Consider the following 15754-nt stretch of genomic DNA (forward strand, 5'->3'; position numbering starts at 1 on the left):
CGTTCTCTCAGGCCTCTTCTTCCTTCCGCCTCCGTATGCTCCTGCTGGCGACGACATCCACTCCCAGCCCACACACATCTGAAATGATTATATCATCAACTGATATAGGAGCGCAAACCATAATCTTGTGAATTTTCTCCATGACCGCAAATATTTGATCCTTCGGCACCGGAGAAGAAGTGACCACCGGAAGCCGCTTTGAAATTCCTCCTTCCACAGCCACTGTGCTGGTGACCATACGAACGGGCGCCGTGATCTCGCTCTTTGCATAATCCATACCGCGGCGGCAGGTGTTCCCTGTAATCTCCTTTATAGTTCCGTCTCCATAAAGCTCCACCTGAATATGACAGCTGGCCGGGCAGACAATACAGTCAAGCATTACCTTCATCTCTCCCTGCCTCCTCCCTCAAAAAGAACCTAAGTGCGGGCATTTCGTCCTCCTTGTGGAACAATCCCATATGGGACAGTTCCCCCCACTTTACTTGCACGGTTTCCATGACCGACGGCTCCAGGTATTTTTTCCGGACAGATTTAATCAAGACCTCTCCCGCTCTCACCTCGAGGACTGCCCGTCTGAAGCTTCTTCTGACCCGAAATTTGAACTCTATGCCTCCGTCACGTTCTGCGTCTCCCGGACGGATACGCTGAGGCAGTACATAAGACAGACCTTCTCCTGCTTCTGCCGGCACTTCTATGGCTTTCTCCGTCTCTCCGGCCTGCATCCCGGACAGATAAGCCGCAGCAGCCTTCCCGGCCTGTTCCCCTTCCATGCTTACATGATCCACCAGATCGTGGACATGGAGCACATTACCGCAGGCAAAAATGCCAGCGATCTTGGATTCGTACGAGGAATTTACAGACGGTCCCTTCGTCCTGCCGTCAAGGAGGATGCCCGTCTCCTCCGAAAGAGCATTTTCCGGAATCAGCCCCACGGACAACAGCAGCGTATCTACGGCAAATTCCTGTTCTGTACCGGGTATGGGCCTTCTGTTCTCATCTACCCTGGAGATCACCACAGCTTCCACCCGTTCTTTTCCTTTTATCCTGGTGACAGTATGGCTTAGATAGAGGGGAATTTCAAAATCCTCCAAACACTGTCTCCGGTTCCTGGGTAGCCCGTTGGAATAAGGCATTACTTCTGCCACTCCCAGGACCTCCGCCCCCTCCAGCGTCATTCTTCTCGCCATGATCATGCCAATATCCCCGCTTCCTAGAATCCATACCCTGCGGCCAACCAGACAGCCCTCCAGGTTCATATATCTCTGTGCAGTCCCGGCCGTCCAGATACCGGCCGGCCGGTATCCTGGAATGGAAAGTGCCCCTCTGGGCCGCTCCCTGCATCCCATCGCCAAAATGACCGCTCCAGCCTGCACTGTCCTATAACCATCCTGTGAATTCACATAAGTCACACTTCTGTCCTTTCCTATATGAAGGACTGTTGTCTCGGTCTTAGTTTCTATCTGTTCTTTCTCAACCATGCGAATATACCGCTCTGCATATGCCGGCCCTGTCAGCTCTTCTCCGAACGTATGCAGGCCAAACCCGTTATGGATGCACTGGAGCAGGACTCCCCCCAGCTCTTTTCCCTGTTCCAGGATGAGGATACTGGATACGCCTTCTCTTCTGGCCTCCAGAGCTGCCGCCATGCCGGCGCTGCCCCCGCCGACTATTACAAGCTCATAATGCTTCATCAGTCCTTCTCCCTTCCGTCAGACTTTTTTCCATTGCCTCAAAAAGCCTCACTCCTTCCCGGTCATATACCACTTCCTCTTCTCTGATCCCCAGTTCCCGCGCCAATATCCGCACGATTTCCGGCTCACAGAAACCGCCCTGGCACCGTCCCATGCCGGGCCTCACCCGTTTTTTGACCCCTTTTATGCTCCTGGCTCCCACCGGCTTACGTATCGAATCTATGATCTCTCCTTCCGAGATTCGTTCGCATCGGCAGACTATTTTTCCATATGCGGGATTGGCTGCGATCATACGGTTTTTTTCTTCTCTGGATAATCGTTCCATGATAACAGGAGGTTTTCTGCGTCGGTATTCCACCTTTTTTCTCCACGTAAAGTCTTCTCCGAACATCCTTTCTTTAAGGATTTCCTTTCTGACATAAGAAGCAATGGCTGGCGCCGAAGACAGCCCCGGCGATTCGATTCCCGCCACATTGACGAAACCGGGCGTCTCCGAAGACTCTTCTATGATGAAGTCCCCCGTATTCCCTTTGGCCCTCAGCCCCGCAAAGCTCCTTATGACCTTCAGCCAAGGCACCGTCTCCAAGATTCTTCCAATCTGCTCTTTCACATATTCAAGGCCTTCCGCTGTATTATCGATTCCCTCCTTGTCACTTGTATCCCGGGAATCCGGCCCCAGCAGGACGTTTCCGTGAACAGTGGGAACGGCCAGAACGCCTTTTCCATTCTTGCCCGGCACCGGATAGAGGACTTTGGACACTGCCGGCTTCTCCTGCCGGTCCAAAACAAAATACTCTCCTCTTCTGGGACCGATCTTCATCCTTATCTTGCTGTCACCCTTCAAGGTGCGTTCCGGACAGACCATACCATAAATATCATCACCGAACACTCCAGCCGCATTGAGGATTACCTTTGCTTCGACCACTGCCTTTTCGATACCCCTGTTTTCCTTCCCGTCTCTATGAATTTCCATATGTACCCGGAACCGGCCTCCCTTCTCTTCCGTTCTTTCTATGCCGGTTACCTGATGATTCAAAAGCAGCTCTGTCCCGTTTAAGACTGCTTCTTCCATCAGAGCTTCCGCTGTCTCCCAAGGGCAGACGACCGCCGTGTCCGGAAGTGCCAGGACTTTAGTCACATGGCTGCTCAACAGCGGTTCCATTTTTCTCGCTTCTGTTCCGTCCAATATACTGGCAGATATTCCCCGTTCTTTCGCTTTTCGGTAAAGCTCAAAAAGCGTTTTCTCTTCCTCTTCTCCTGTGGCCGCGGTAAAAGAGCCGACCTTTTCATAGGGCACATGCAGGCTCTTGCAGATATCTTCGTACTGTCTGGAGCCTTCCAGGTTCAGCCTGGATTTCAAGGTTCCGTCTTCCGGATCGTTCCCCGCGTGGATTATCGCGCTGTTGGCCATGGTAGCGCCGCAGGCAACATCGTTTTCCCTGTCCACCGCCGCTAAAGACAGCTCATATTGGGATAATTCATGTGCAAGAAAGCATCCTACGATACCCGTTCCTATGATCAAAACATCATACATTATTTTTCCTCCTATGAACAAAGCGGACATCCGCCCAAAAAGACTTTTATTTTATAGGAGAGTTCAGAGAACCTTTCTATAAAATAAAAAAAGCAATACAAAAAAAGCATTTTTGTATCGCTCTCATCTCCTGATAAATATTAACTTAAATCCAGTATAGAAGAAATTATCTGAAATGTCAAGCAGCGGGGACACGCATCTCCTCAAATCTCCGTAAAAGTACACCGCTCTTTGATCCCGGACGCATCAATATGAAAAATCACAGTCCCATCCTCCAGAATCTCCTTTTCATAGGATACTTCTTTTCCTTTAAATTTCTTTTTGACATAATCCTCCGGGTCATCCAGCTCTACCTCATCAAACAGGACATCCCGCATCTGATTGTTCGAACACTGGTTGAATATCTCCCACACCACTTCATAAAATTTCATGATTTACTCCTGTCCCGATCTGCCCCTCGGCACTCTGGAATGTCCAATTACCGTCCCAGGTTTCTCTTTCCCATAAATACCAGAGCAAACATACCCGCTCCCACGTGCGCGCCGATGATCGGCCCGATATCCGTAATGATCGCATCCTTTATTAGGCCGCGCTCCTTCAGCACTGTCTCCAGCTGCGCCGCCATCCCGGGGGCCCCGGCATGACCGATGATCACAGTCTGTTCCTCTACGTGATCCCCGTCTGTTTCAATTTTCCTGCAGAAGGTGTCCATGATCTTTCTGGTTCCTCTCAGCTTTATGACCGGGACCAGCTGGCCGTCATCGTCCACACTGAGCATGGGCTTTACATTCAGCGCAGTCCCAAGAATAGCCTGAGCTGCAGATATCCTTCCGCCCTGGCGCAGATGCTCCAGATCATCCACTACAAACCAGTGGCATGAGTGAAGCCGGTTGTCATACACCCATTTTTCCAGCTCCTCAAATTCCATCCCGGACTTTTGGAGGAGCGCAGCCCTGTACACCAGCAGCCCTTCCCCGATCGATGCGCAGAGAGAATCGATACATGAGATTTTTCTTTCTGGGAATTTCTCCAGCAGATCTTCCGCGGCAAGCCTGGAACCCTGATAGGTCCCGCTCAGGCCGGATGAAAAACAAATATATATAATATCCTTTCCTGCCTCCAGAATCGGCAGAAACACCTGTTCATACGTGTAATAATTTATCTGTGTAGTGCTGACCTTTTCACCAGCCTTGACCCGGGTATAAAACTCCTCGAATCCCATCTCTCTGGCATCGGCGTAATGCTGATAGACCGTGTCTCCCATGATGAATTCCATGGGCACGACCTCCACACCCATCCTGCTGTACACTTCACTGGGCAGGTCTGCAGTGCTGTCAGTCACAATCACATAATCCGCCATTCTTTTTTCCTCCTATAGTAAAAACTCCATTCAGGCAATAATTATAGTAATTGTATCATTAATTCATCTGCTTGTATACTATTCTTTCTTTTTTCCAGTTGGTAAATTTTATGTCTTTATGAAATGCATCTTCCAGGGAAATGCAGGCTTCTATTAATGTACCTTAAAACACTTTAAGGATTTATTCAAAACACTCTATAGTTGAATACGGCAGAAGTTCCGAACCGTCACGATGTCGGTTCGCTGGCGATTCAGGGGCCGCTTTATCCCCGCTCCGGCAGTACCGCTCACATGTCGGCAGGAAATCCTGATGATTTCCTGCCTCCTGTTCGCTCAGAAACGGAATTGGTATCTCCGTTTCTGCCTCCCCTCGCTTGGGGAACACCGGCCTCTGCTCTGCGGCGCTCGCCTTTAGGCCGGCCCGGAATCTTTCTGCCGTTATCCTCGTACCTCACCGCATTGGCTGCTGTTTAGGAATCTGGTTCCCTTAAAGGATTGTAGCCCGCCAACGGCCCGCGCGCATAAAGCAGCGGGCCCTCGTGTCCGCCCCAATAGCTTTCATAACAAACAAAAGTTTACTTTGGTGCGGGAGGAGAAACAAGAGGAACAATCGGATTCCATCGTAAGGCGAGCGCCGCAAAGGCGTTAGCAGGATCTTCCCGGCCGCAGGGAGATAAAAACCGAATTTCATGCAGGTTTTTATTGGAATCTGACATGGAAAAATATCGATTTATCCATGTCAGTTGGAAAGGACCGACCGAAGGCCGTAAAGATCCTGGTTACGGCTGCCAGCGAGCCGCCTGGATGGAATCCGATTTCCTCTTGGTCTATAAAGCAGTTTTGAAAATTTACATGAAAAGTATTCAAAGGTACACCTATGGGCACCCCTTAATTCATACCCTCCGGGCGGGTGCACTTCGTGCGACAAGGTACAAAAAACAGGACATACTCCCGTATGTCCTGCTGCTTTTTCCTGCTATTCTTCTATCTTATCTACGCTTGACAGCGCCGATTCACATACAGGAGGCGCCATATTTTCATGATATAGCACATAGGAACCCGCGCCTCTTTTTTTAGCCTCGCAAAGAGCACAATTCGCCTTTGACATCAGCGCCTGATAACTGCCTCCGTCCTCCGGATATCTGGCGGCGCCCATGCTTCCGGATATGGGAATCTCATATTCAGAAAATTCCTCCTCGCGGTAAAACCAGCAGATCTCCTCTGCTTTCTGCTGCAAAAGCCGGTCCGGCATGCTGCCCTTTACGATTATAGCGAACTCATCGCCGCCTATACGGGCGACAAAATCAGTGGAGCGCAGATGAGCCGGGATCTCTTTGGCAATCTTTTTCAAGAGCACATCGCCTGCCAGATGTCCCATGGTACTGTTGACCTTTTTAAAATCATCCACATCCACAAATAGCATGATAAAGGCTTCCTCGCCCTCCTCGATCATCTCCTGTACCATCCCCTCCAGGGCCTGCCTGTTATACAGCCCTGTCAGGTAATCATGCAGCGCCTGACGCTTCCAGCGAAGCGCCTCTTCTTTCAGTACGTTGATGCTGCTCAGCTTTCCGATATAACCGCTGGGCTTTTCGTCTCCCCCATCATCCCACATCGCCCTCAGATAGAGCTCATACCACTCTTTGGACCCATCTCCGTTCAGAAGATTGACCTCCGTGGAATAGACTGGGGATTCCGGCGTTATCTTCTGCACATCCTTCATGATCTCCGCCAAATCTTTCGCTTCGATCCGCTCATCGTGGGCAAGATAGTCAGCCGCATGCAGAACATGGGGCCCCTCCCGGAATACCTCGGTGAACTTACCGGTGAATTCAATGGTATCCGCATTTTTATCGAAGGTAAAAAGAATTTCATCAGCCATCTCCGACAGCCAATGATATTTTTGCCTTTCTCTTTCCAAAAGTGCAAGCGTCGCCTCGGAAACATTCCTTTCCTGCGTTTTTTTATTGGCGCCGGCCTGCCAGTCACTCTGCGCTTCCGTAGGGAATTTTTCTCCCCCGCCGTCCATATAAAGAGTCTCGTGAAGATATTCCGCCACTTCAGAAAAGCACTGAAGAAGTCTGGGGTTAAACGCCCCGCATTCCCCTTCCATAACCATTTTCACAGCTGTTTTATGAGGATAGGCATTTTTATAACACCGTTCACTGACCAGCGCGTCGTAGACATCTGCCATGGAAACCACCTGGGCCCATATGCTGATGTCCTCGCCTCTCAGTCCGTCGGGATATCCCTTGCCATCCCATCTCTCATGGTGATGGCGGCAGATTTCATAGCAATATTCAAATATCTCTTCATCATGAAAAAATGGTATGCTCTGCAGGATCTCACAGCCATACAAGGTGTGTTTTTTCATGATTTCAAACTCTTCCGCTGTCAGCCTTCCAGGTTTATTCAATATGTAATCGGGAATTGAAATCTTCCCGATATCGTGCATGGCGGATGCGTTGGAAATCACTTCAATCTTCTCCGGAGTCAGCTCATATTCCGGATAGCTCTTTCCGAACCACTCAAGCATGGTCTTCGTCGCGCGGCGGATCCGCCGTACGTGCTGTCCTGATTCTCCGCTCCGAAACTCGATGACGGAGCTGAGCATATCGATGATCGTCACATTGGTAAAGCGAAGGCGCTCCGCCTGCTTTTTAATGGTCTTGACCTGTTCATCCACCAGGCTCGCCAGATGGTTCCGACTCCGGTACAGTTCAATGGCGTTGTTCACACGCTTCCTCACAATGACCGGATCCACGATCGGCTTATTGATGACATCGACCACACCGCTCTCGTATCCCTGAACGGCTACTTCAGACGACGTATCTGAAGTTATCAGAAACACCGGAAGGCTTTTTATAAGCCCCTTTTCCGACAATTGCTCCAAAACCCCGAACCCATCCAGCTCGGGCATCACAATATCCAGAAGAAGCGCTTCCGGCAGAGTCTTGGAATTTTCAATAATCTCAATGGCTGCCCTGCCGTTCTCCGCTTCTTCTATGGAATATTCATCATAAAAAATTTCTTTCAGTATCGCTCTGTTCAGTTCTGAATCGTCTACGATCAGAATCGTTCCGCTGGACTTGGATTTCATCAATTTCTCCCTCAGACTTCTGGCCCCCGTAGTCTCAAATACCCTCTGTCCTACTAAAGATCTTTGATCACGTCCATGATTTTCCCATGCTGCTCCTGGATCACTGTCCAGTCCTCGGCATATTCTTCTGTCTTCTTACTCCTGACCGCGGATACCAGCTTTGCACATGCCTCGCTCAGCGGGTCAAAGCCCATATTGGCCGCGACTCCTTTCAGCGTATGAGCCATGCGTTCGATTCCCTCTTCGTCGTTTTCTTCAACGGCCTTTCCCAAATCTGAATAGCTGGGATCATCTCCGAATTTCTTTACAAAACGTTCCCACAATTTCTGATTGCCGGAAAACCTGCAAAGCGTCCTGTTTACGTCCGGTACGATTTTCTGCATTGCTTCTAAGAAATCCATTCTCTTTCCCTCTCTTACGCTGTTACGGTACTTTTCCTTTTCAGGTTTATTCTAATATTGTATATACAATAATATTTTTTGTCAACGTCTTCTCTTTACTTCTGTACCCAGACCTCCACGTTCCTGTCCACGCCCATTTCATTGGCTATGGTGCAATTTGCGACCAGCACATCGATCCGTTTCCCTTTGATCCCTCCTCCGCAGTCCTCGGCCACATATTCATAGTCCAGTCCGCCAATCCTTACGTGGCTGTAATATGGGATCACGGAAGGATCCACGGCAATGGTGTGATGGAGCTGCATGGGAGCCTGGGTGCTGGTCTGCCAAGCCCATTGGTCATTGCAGCATTCCAGCGGACAATAATAAGTTATGACCCAGTCATCTCCCAGGCTGATCCATTCTCCGCCGGCCTCTTCATCGGGCTCCTGGCCCGCCTCATAGTCTTCTTCCTGCGCCGCTTCCGTCCTCTCCGGCACTTCCGTCGGAATGGCCGGTTCCGTCTCTGCAGAGCCTGCGTCCGTCTGGACCTGCGCCGCTTCCACTGTCTCGGAGGCTTCCCAGTCCGGTTCTCCGACTCTGGAAACGCCGTCCTCCTTCGCCGGCTCATAATTTCTTACCCACTGGCTGTTAAAGCCAGCCATATGATTTCCTACCTGCGCCGGCCCGTAGCTTTTTACGGGCGACGCCATGAGGCAAAGACCTAATCCTATGACAAAACCTGCTTTCATGAAATTCTTCCTTTCCTTTCAATCTTAATGGGTTTGTCATAGTATTTCCTCTTTTTTCCTATTTATTCCGCACCTATATCACTTTTCGGTACAGGCGTATGAAAAACCGGCTGCCCGCGCCCGGTGTGCTCTCCACCTCCACCTGGCCGTTCTGGATATTCAAAATATATTTGGCCATGGCCAGGCCGATTCCCACGCTGTCTCTTCCTGCATTCTTCCCTTTATAAAACCGTTCAAAAATATGAGGCAAGTCCTCAGGCGCAATCCCTTCCCCGCTGTCCTCTACCACCAGCTGCAGATATACTCCCCTTTCTTCACTGTATATGGTAATTTTTCCATTCTCAGGCGTGTGTTCCATACAGTTTTTCACAATGTTGGAAATGGCCTCTGAGGTCCAGGCAACGTCGCAGCCGATATACTGAGATTCCGGTATCTCCACCGCAAGCGTCTGGTTTTTCAATTCCATCGGAATCAGCAGGTGCTCCACCGCCTTTCTCACCAGCTCCGATACCTGCACGGGCTCCTGTTTGAACTGGATAGCTCCCGCATCCAGCTTTGACATCTTTAAAAGGGAGCTCAGCAGCCATTCCATCCGTTTCAGCTGAGAACGGATAGAATCAATGAATTCTTCCCTTTTTTCTGCAGGCAGGCTCTCATCCCTCAGAATATCGGTCATGACCATCATGGATGTCATCGGAGTTTTCAGCTGATGGGAAATATCCGAAAGAGAACCAGCCAAATAGGCCTTGTCCTCTGATAACAGCTCCGCCTGCGTTTCCAGCCTCGTCACCATTTTGTATATATCATTTCTAAGGAGGCTGAGTTCCCCTTCTGCATTATCCGGTATATCCAGCTTTTTATCACCGTTCAGCACTTTCTTCAAATACAGGGAAAGACCAGATATCTTACGATACCTGATATGGTTTACCAACAAGTAAACGATAACTGAGACCAGCAAAAAAAGAAGGAAATACCGGAATCCCTCTCCTGACTCCGCGAATATAGCGCTTCCCGCCAGCACCCCCGCCGCAAGCAGCACCCAAAATCCATATTTCACTTCCCGGTTCCGAAACATATCATTCCCCCAAGCGGTAGCCCAGCCCGCGCACAGTCTTGATCAAATCCGTCTCTCCGTCTTCTCCGCCCAGCTTTTCTCTGAGCCGTTTGATATAAACCGTCAGCGTATTGTCGCTGACATAATCACCGCCGATATCCCACAGGCTCTCTAAAAGCTGGTTTCTGGTCAGCACTTGTCCCTCTGCCATGGCAAGCGCCAGCAAAAGCCGGTATTCCATCGTGGTCAGAAACAGCTCCTCGCCATTTTTGTACACCTTCGCCTGGAGAGGATGGATGGAAATATCTCCAATGAGGAAGACTTTTTCAGAATTATCCGCTTTCTGATATCGCCTGAGTACAGACTTCATTCTGGACAGAAGCTCCCGAATGCGGAAAGGTTTGGTAATATAGTCATCTGCCCCCATATCCAAACCCATTACCACGTTTCCCTCATCATCACATGCAGTCAGAAAGATTACCGCCGTCTCTTCCCGCTTTTTTGCTTTTCTGCATATATCGTAGCCATTTCCGTCGGGCAGAGAAACATCAAGAAGGCACAGATCGAAACGTTCCTCGTCCAAAGCTTTCAAGGCCTCCGAAACAAAATGGCAGGTACGCACTTCATAATTCTCCTGTTTCAGCGAATATTCAAGCCCCATGGCAATGCTGTGGTCGTCTTCTACAAACAACACTTTCATTTGCTTTTCCCTTCCTCTCATATTTCCTCAATTATAATATAATCATAAGAAAAATGATATACACATTTTCTCCCCCTATGCTATACTGGAATGATATAAATATAGTGCAGGAAAGGACACCGTACAAATGGTTGCCGTACTTTTATCTCCGATTTATATCCTTCTTATTCTGTATATACTCCGCTGGAATTTATGGTGGCTTTCCGCCTGCAGCTCCATTTTCCGCAAAAAAGCCTTTCGGATCATCTATTCCTTTGTCTTTCTTTTTATCTCTTTGTCACTCATCATCGCATTTTTCATACGGGAGCCATCCCTAAAATGGTTTTTTAAACATCTCAGCAATTACTGGCTCGGTACTCTGCTCTATATCATACTAACCGTGGTAATCGGCGACATCATCCGTTTTATCCTTCTGCATATAAACCGTGTCAACAAAGTCAAGCTTCACTCAAGGAAAACGTTCATCATCAGCGGGGCCATTGTCACCTTCTGCATCGTTGCTGTCAGCACATACGGAATCATTCACGCCAGAGATCTGAAAACAAAAGAATATGAAATAACCATAGACAAGACCTGTGAGACCGGCGATATGAAGGTGGTGCTCATTGCCGACCTGCATATGGGCTACAGCATCGGCCACAGCTACATCGAAAAAATGGCCCGGAAGATCAATGATATGGAACCGGATCTGATCTGTATCGCCGGAGATATTTTCGACAACGAATATGACGCCCTGGACGACCCGGCCGCCATCACAGCCGCGTTAAAGAGCATGAAGAGCACTTACGGCGCCTATGCCTGCTGGGGGAATCACGATATATCAGAAAAAATACTGGCCGGATTCACCTTCGGCTCTAAAAAGTCTCTGACCGATGACGACAGGATGAGCAGCCTTCTGCAGGATGCCGGCGTCACCCTGCTAAACGACGAGACCGTGTGTATCGATGATTCCTTCTATCTGATCGGGCGTAAAGACATCGCAAGAGTGCGTAAGATCGAACATACCAGAAAAAGCCCCGAGGAGCTAACCTCAGGGCTTGATAAAAGCAAACCTATCATTGTGCTGGAACACCAGCCCAAACAGCTCTCCGAGCTGTCAGAAGCCGGTGTGGACGCCCATCTCTGCGGCCACACCCACAACGGCCAGCTGTTCCCCGGAAACCTGACCATCGGGCTCCTGTGGGAAAATCCTTACGGATTGGAGAAAAAGGGCAGCATGTATTCCATCGTCACCTCCGGCGTCGGCGTCTGGGGACCGGACATGCGTGTCGGAACCGACAGTGAAATCGTAGAAATCCAGGTCTCGTTCCGAAAGGACTGAGCTTTTGCCACCAGTTTGAGCTTCGATTAAACTCCAGTTAGACACCGACAGAAGTTCCGGACCGTCACGATTTCGGTTCGCTGGCGATGCAGGGGCCGCTTTATCCCCGCTCTGGGAGTACCGCTCACATGTCGACGGAAAATCTGGATGATTTTTCGTCTCCGGTTCGCTCAGAAACGGAATCGGTATTTCCGTTTCTGCCTCCCTCCGTCTGGGGAACACCGGCCTTTGCCCTGCGGCGCTCACCTTTAGGCCGGCCCGGAATCTTTCTGCCGGTTCCCTGCTTGCCGCATCATATTGATTAAATTTCATTTCTTAGATTCCAGAAAAGGAGCGGATATCCACATGGCCCGCGCGCCTTATAGCAGCGGGCCGCGGTGGACCGCCCCAATAGTTTTTACAACAAACAGAAGCCTATTTCGGTGCGGGAGAAGGAGCAGGAGGAACAATCCGATACCATCGTAAGGCGAGCGCCGCAAAGCCGTTAGCAGGATTTTCCTGGCCGCAGGGAGGTAAAAACCGAATCTCATGCAGGTTTTTATTGGAATCTGACATGGATAAATATCGATTTATCCATGTCAGTTGGAAAGGACCGACTGGAGGCCGTAAAGATCCTGGTTACGGCTGCCAGCGAGCCGCCTGGATGGAATCGGATTTCCTCCTGCCCTATCTGGTTATAAAGATTCGTTTGTTTGATAGATATTCAAAGGTATACCCAAGGGCACCCCTTAATTCATGCCCTACGGGCGGGCGCACTTCGTGCGGCAAGGTATAGTATATTGTACATAGGAAGGGAATGGATTCCAGAGAACAGTTATACAAAAGTAATATTTGTCTTTTTTAAATATCCATGGAGTGAGATTATGCGCAAAAAACAATTAGTTATGATTTTGTCCATCCTAGTTATTTTAATTGCATTACTTACTGCTTTCATTACAGCAAACGAAACTCTAAACGGAGAGTCTATTACATATATGAAAATAAGTATAACAAGTGATAGCGGCCTGAAAGAAATAGTCCCATCCTCAAAAGATATTCACCAAATATGTGATAAACTGAATAAGTTAGAAAAAAGATTCACCGGTATTATATCGCCCGGAAAAGGATGGAGAGTATTGATCACATATGACAATAAAAGCATTCGTATTTTAGGGAATACAATGATTTACGAAGGCATAATTTCCAAAAATTATAAGGTTTCAGAAAATGATATACTAGAATTTATTAGTTTTTTATTGGATATAAAACAATAAAGGGGGAAATGCATGAAGTCTTTTCGGAGGAGAATTATAAAATGAAAAATATTTTGATTTTCATTATGAGTGAAGTAATTATTATAACTATAATTTTTATAGTTTCCATTTCACTATATCCATTGAATGAACGAAATCTGAATAACTATATTGAAAAGCAATATGGTATTATAAATGATTACATCGAAACTGATGGCTCCTATGTCTATAGCTACAATAACCAAAATGGCGAAAAATGCACTTTGGTTTTCAATCGAAACTTCTGGGTTAAAGACAGATTTAAAGTAGGCGAAAATACAAACGATAAAAAATTTGAAATTTCAAATCAATATGAATACCTTGAAATACTAAACGAAGATTCGTTGAAAGTGGATATTTTAAAAAGGATCCGAGAAGAAAAAATCAATCGATACGCATTAGATTTTTTTGCATCAAATTTTTCAATAATAGCATTTCTATTGAATAGAAAAAACAATGCAAAGTCAAGAAATAACAAACATAAAGATGTCTCATGCTAAAAGCGTCTAAACAAAAAACAGCGGAAACCCTCATAAAACAAGGATTTTCCGCTATTATAAAGTCCTGAGCCACTGGGGATTCGAACCCCAGACAACTTGATTAAAAGTCAAGTTGTTTCTTCCTATTATATATGTCATCGTAAGAGTGTTTGAGACATCTCGTGGACATGCGGCCAAAATGTTGTATTTCCTGTAAAAGATGGGAACCCTATTCTTAAAAGCGAAAAACGAATAGGAGGAACAAACATGGCTACTACAATGAAAGGGGCGATATCCTTTGGGCTGGTCCACATCCCCATATCCCTGCATACCGCCACCCAGGATAATGATATCAGATTTAACCAGCTTTGTAAGGAAGACGGTTCGCGCGTCAAATATAAAAAAGTTTGTGCCAACTGCGGAAAAGAGGTTGGGACTGGTGACATCATAAAAGGCTTTGAGATTGAACCCGGCCACTATGTCACCCTGACCGATGAGGATTTTGAAAAAGCCAAGGTCAAAAAGGATAAGACCATCCAGATATTGCACTTTGCAGACCTGGGCAGTATCCGGCCTATCTTTTTTGACCGGACCTATCACACCATACCAGAAGCCGGCGGAGATAAAGCTTATGAACTTCTACGCCGCTGTATGCTGGAAGAACACACCGTAGCGATCGCCAAAGGCGTCATCGGGCAGTCGGAACATTTGATGGTGCTCATCCCAACCGACAAGGGAATATTGACGGAAACCCTATATTATAACGACGAGGTCCGTTCTATGCCCAAAGAACCGGTCCGGCCGGAACTTACCGATCAAGAAATCTCGATGGGAAAGACCATCATTGCATCTATGAAAGAAGAATTCGCCCCGGAGAAATATCATGATGAATACCGGGAACGCTTATGGGAGATCATCCAGGCTAAAGCGAATAATCAAGAGATCACCGCGGCGCCAGATGAACAGCCTGCCAATGTCATCAACATGATGGACGCCCTGGAGCAGATGCTAAAACAAGCGGAAGGGAATAAGCCGAAGCGGCCCCGGACGCGAAGGAAAGTGACCGCGTCATGACCGATCTATTCGACACCAAAGATATCCGGCCTATGCTGATCGCAGATAACGCGGAGCCTTTTGAAGATGATGATTTTCTGTATGAATTAAAATGGGATGGAGAAAGGTGTATCGCCTATCTGGACCCAGGAGCCGGCACAGAGCTGCGGAACAAGCGCAACGTGAAGATGCTTCCAAAGGTACCGGAGCTGGAAGGGCTTCACCTGCAGGCATCGAAAAAGTGTATCTTAGACGGGGAACTGATGTGCCTGATTGACGGGAAGCCAGATTTTGCTGCTATTCAGCGCCGCAGCTTGCTGGGAAATCGGTATCGGATCGAACTGGAATCCCAGAAACGCCCTGCAACCTTTGTCGCCTTTGATTGTCTATATTATGATGGCAAGGACCTGACCATGCTGCCATTGATGGAACGAAAAAAGTATCTTCAGCAAGCGGTCAGAGAATCGGACCGGCTGGCCGTCTCGCGCATCTTTGAAGCGGATTATGGGATTGTCTTATTTAACGTTTCCAAGCAACAACGCCTAGAAGGGATCGTCGCCAAACGGAAAGACAGTCTATATTTCCAGGGCAAACGGACCAAGACATGGATCAAGATTAAGAACCTCATGGATGAGGATTTTGTGGTGTGCGGATACATCTACAAGGACAACCACATGATCAGTATCGTATTAGGGCAATATCGGGACAAGGAACTTATCTACAAGGGACATGTCACTCTAGGCGTGGGAGGAAATGCCTTTGCACAGATCAAGATGCTCCCGCGTATAGACAGACCGGTTTTTGATGTCCCAGCCGGGAATGAAAATGCTGTGTGGGTGACACCTGCCCTGGTCTGCGTGGTCAAATACATGCACAAGACCAAAAACGGTGGGATGCGGCAGCCCGTCTTTAAGGGACTCCGGGAGGATAAGTCCCCGGAGGAATGCGAAGAGGCATAGAACGGGAAAAGGCAGGAATCTCTTCCTGCCCCTCCCCGATATCTCCGTTACCATATAAAAGGGAGTTTTATATGATATCATCATTATACCATCCATAGCCCTT

General features: G+C 48.2%; 16 protein-coding genes and 1 tRNA gene. 5 read left to right on the plus strand and 12 right to left on the minus strand.

Annotated elements, in window-relative coordinates; all coding sequences use genetic code 11:
* Positions 1–7 precede the first annotated feature (7 nt).
* The 11 genes from H9Q78_RS05245 to H9Q78_RS05295 all read right to left on the minus strand — a co-directional run bounded on the left by H9Q78_RS05245 (position 8) and on the right by H9Q78_RS05295 (position 10568).
* Positions 8–388, minus strand: a complete 381-nt coding sequence (locus tag H9Q78_RS05245) for a DUF1667 domain-containing protein (protein ID WP_249304054.1) — start codon at positions 386–388, stop codon at positions 8–10.
* On the minus strand, positions 372–1691 hold the full coding sequence (locus H9Q78_RS05250; RefSeq protein ID WP_249304055.1) for an NAD(P)/FAD-dependent oxidoreductase: 1320 nt from the start codon (positions 1689–1691) through the stop codon (positions 372–374). The genes H9Q78_RS05245 and H9Q78_RS05250 overlap by 17 nt, the downstream gene beginning before the upstream one ends.
* The gene (locus H9Q78_RS05255; protein ID WP_249304057.1) at positions 1678–3225 is read right to left on the minus strand and encodes an NAD(P)/FAD-dependent oxidoreductase; all 1548 of its coding nucleotides are present in this window, start codon (positions 3223–3225) and stop codon (positions 1678–1680) included. Before H9Q78_RS05255 ends, H9Q78_RS05250 begins: the two co-directional genes overlap by 14 nt.
* Before the next feature lie 203 nt (positions 3226–3428).
* The gene (locus tag H9Q78_RS05260; RefSeq protein WP_249304058.1) at positions 3429–3656 is read right to left on the minus strand and encodes a hypothetical protein; all 228 of its coding nucleotides are present in this window, start codon (positions 3654–3656) and stop codon (positions 3429–3431) included.
* Between the two features lie 47 nt (positions 3657–3703).
* A complete protein-coding gene (locus H9Q78_RS05265; protein ID WP_249304060.1) occupies positions 3704–4585 on the minus strand; it encodes a DegV family protein in 882 nt (293 codons plus the stop codon).
* A 181-nt stretch (positions 4586–4766) separates the two neighbouring features.
* Positions 4767–4970, minus strand: a complete 204-nt coding sequence (locus H9Q78_RS05270) for a hypothetical protein (protein WP_249304062.1) — start codon at positions 4968–4970, stop codon at positions 4767–4769.
* 591 nt (positions 4971–5561) lie between these two features.
* Positions 5562–7685, minus strand: coding sequence for a bifunctional diguanylate cyclase/phosphohydrolase (locus H9Q78_RS05275; protein WP_249304064.1), 2124 nt, complete (start codon positions 7683–7685; stop codon positions 5562–5564).
* Between the two features lie 53 nt (positions 7686–7738).
* Positions 7739–8086, minus strand: coding sequence for an Hpt domain-containing protein (locus H9Q78_RS05280; RefSeq protein ID WP_249304065.1), 348 nt, complete (start codon positions 8084–8086; stop codon positions 7739–7741).
* 95 nt (positions 8087–8181) lie between these two features.
* Positions 8182–8814, minus strand: a complete 633-nt coding sequence (locus H9Q78_RS05285; RefSeq protein ID WP_249304067.1) for a 3D domain-containing protein — start codon at positions 8812–8814, stop codon at positions 8182–8184.
* Positions 8815–8887: 73 nt separating this feature from the next.
* Positions 8888–9889 carry a sensor histidine kinase gene (locus H9Q78_RS05290; protein WP_249304069.1) on the minus strand — a complete coding sequence of 334 codons (1002 nt, stop codon included), beginning with the start codon at positions 9887–9889 and terminating at the stop codon, positions 8888–8890.
* 1 nt (position 9890) lies between these two features.
* Positions 9891–10568: a response regulator transcription factor gene (locus H9Q78_RS05295; RefSeq protein ID WP_249304071.1), complete on the minus strand. Its 678-nt coding sequence runs from the start codon at positions 10566–10568 to the stop codon at positions 9891–9893.
* Positions 10569–10695: 127 nt separating this feature from the next.
* Here H9Q78_RS05295 and H9Q78_RS05300 point away from each other — a divergent pair, with 127 nt between their 5' ends.
* From H9Q78_RS05300 to H9Q78_RS05310, 3 genes are all read left to right on the plus strand, one after another.
* On the plus strand, positions 10696–11889 hold the full coding sequence (locus H9Q78_RS05300) for a metallophosphoesterase (RefSeq protein WP_249304073.1): 1194 nt from the start codon (positions 10696–10698) through the stop codon (positions 11887–11889).
* Between the two features lie 692 nt (positions 11890–12581).
* Positions 12582–13142 carry a hypothetical protein gene (locus H9Q78_RS05305; protein ID WP_249304075.1) on the plus strand — a complete coding sequence of 187 codons (561 nt, stop codon included), beginning with the start codon at positions 12582–12584 and terminating at the stop codon, positions 13140–13142.
* Between the two features lie 41 nt (positions 13143–13183).
* Positions 13184–13660 carry a hypothetical protein gene (locus H9Q78_RS05310; RefSeq protein WP_249304077.1) on the plus strand — a complete coding sequence of 159 codons (477 nt, stop codon included), beginning with the start codon at positions 13184–13186 and terminating at the stop codon, positions 13658–13660.
* Positions 13661–13724: 64 nt separating this feature from the next.
* Here H9Q78_RS05310 and H9Q78_RS05315 read toward each other — a convergent pair.
* A tRNA-Lys gene (locus H9Q78_RS05315) sits at positions 13725–13797 on the minus strand.
* A gap of 109 nt (positions 13798–13906) precedes the next feature.
* Between H9Q78_RS05315 and ku the strand changes: the two genes are divergently transcribed.
* Positions 13907–14713, plus strand: coding sequence for a non-homologous end joining protein Ku (gene ku, locus H9Q78_RS05320; RefSeq protein ID WP_249304078.1), 807 nt, complete (start codon positions 13907–13909; stop codon positions 14711–14713).
* Positions 14710–15651: an ATP-dependent DNA ligase gene (locus H9Q78_RS05325; protein WP_249304080.1), complete on the plus strand. Its 942-nt coding sequence runs from the start codon at positions 14710–14712 to the stop codon at positions 15649–15651. Before ku ends, H9Q78_RS05325 begins: the two co-directional genes overlap by 4 nt.
* Positions 15652–15754 lie beyond the last annotated feature (103 nt).

Origin of the sequence: Qiania dongpingensis (assembly GCF_014337195.1) — a bacterium.
Lineage (GTDB): Bacteria > Bacillota > Clostridia > Lachnospirales > Lachnospiraceae > Lientehia > Lientehia dongpingensis.